A 1,429-nucleotide genomic window follows, 5' to 3' on the forward strand; every position below is an offset into this window, starting at 1 on the left:
GCAGTATGCGACCGCCGGAGTGGTGATGGAGGGCGCCATCATAAAGCCGACCTGATCTGAAGCCAACCAAACCTCTTTCGCCATCTGACGGGGCCTGATCAGCCCCGGCGGATCCAGGTGGACGAACCGGCCTGGCATATGGTCTCAACAACCGCCCCTAAGAATGGTCACGTCCTCCTGAGCCTAGCCGCCGTATGCGGGATAAGGGTGCAGCCGCCCTGGGGCGGCGACCGTATGTGAGTTTCAACCGAGCCAGAAATGCTCGTATTGGAAACAGGCTCAACCTCGGATCCGCCCATGTGAGTGCCAGGGGCCTAGCCCGCGCCCAGTGGCTGGCCGAGCGGCAGGCTGAGCTGCTGCCGGTCCCATACTTCCACGTGGTCTTCACCGTCCCGGCCCAGGTCGCTGAGATCGCCTTCCAGAACAAGGCGGTGTTCTATGCGATCCTGTTCAAGGCCGCATCTGAAGCCTTGAGGGTGGCGGCAGCCGATGCCAGGCATCTGGGCGCCGAGATCGGCATGGTCGCCGTGCTTCATACTTGGGGTCAAAATCTCCATCATCATCCGCATGTCCACTGCGTCGTGCCGGGCGGCGGCCTGTCGCTCGAGCCTGCCACGGCGAAGGCCGGGGACCAGCGATGGATCGCCTGCCGGCCGGGATTTTTCCTGCCCGTACGGGTTCTGTCGCGCCTGTTCAGGCGGCTATTCCTGGAGCGCCTGCAGGACGCCTTCGACGCCGGCCAGCTTCGCTTCTTCAGCGATCTCGCCAGCCTGGCCGACCCTGCCACTTTCTGCGCCCAACTGGCTGGACTGAAGCGGATCGAATGGGTCGCCTACGCCAAGCCCCCGTTCGGCGGTCCCGAACAGGTTCTCGCCTATCTGGGCCGCTACACCCATCGCGTCGCCCTCGCCAACAGCCGCCTCGTGAGCCTGGATCAGGGAAAGGTCAGCTTCCGCTGGAAGGACTATCGCCACCACGACAAGTCCAAGCACAAGCTCATGAGCTTAAGCGCCGACGAGTTCATCCGGCGCTTCCTGCTGCACGCTCTTCCAGACGGATTCCATCGCATCGGCCATTACGGCCTCCTCGCCAACGGCCACCGCGTCGCCAAACTCGCCCAGTGCCGTCTTCTTCTGGCGGCGCCCACGCCGCCGGCGCCGGACCGACCGCGTTACCGCTGTCTCACAGGGCGCTCCCTGGACATCTGTCCGGGCTGCGGCGGCGCCATGGCCTCGCTCGGCCCGATCCCGCGCAAGGCCCCGACCTGGCCAGACACCTCATGACACGCTGCGCACTGACACGCTCGCACCGGCCATCCCAGCGTCTGCTACAGTCGCCGAAGGGCCTTTGCGCGCCGCTAGTCAAAGTCGCAGCCTGGCTGTCGCCAGCAACGCTGCACCCTAGCGTCAACGACCCAATGGCGCCGTCT

1 protein-coding gene is annotated in these 1,429 nt (G+C 65.2%); it reads left to right on the forward strand.

Annotation, left to right across the window (positions count from 1 at the left end; genetic code table 11):
• The first annotated feature begins 194 nt into the window (after positions 1–194).
• Entirely contained in the window at positions 195–1,283 is a 1,089-nt protein-coding gene (locus NKI95_RS34225) for an IS91 family transposase (protein ID WP_502909297.1), read from the forward strand.
• Positions 1,284–1,429: the final 146 nt, after the last annotated feature.

The organism is Mesorhizobium sp. M0306, from assembly GCF_040321655.1.
Classification (GTDB): domain Bacteria; phylum Pseudomonadota; class Alphaproteobacteria; order Rhizobiales; family Rhizobiaceae; genus Mesorhizobium.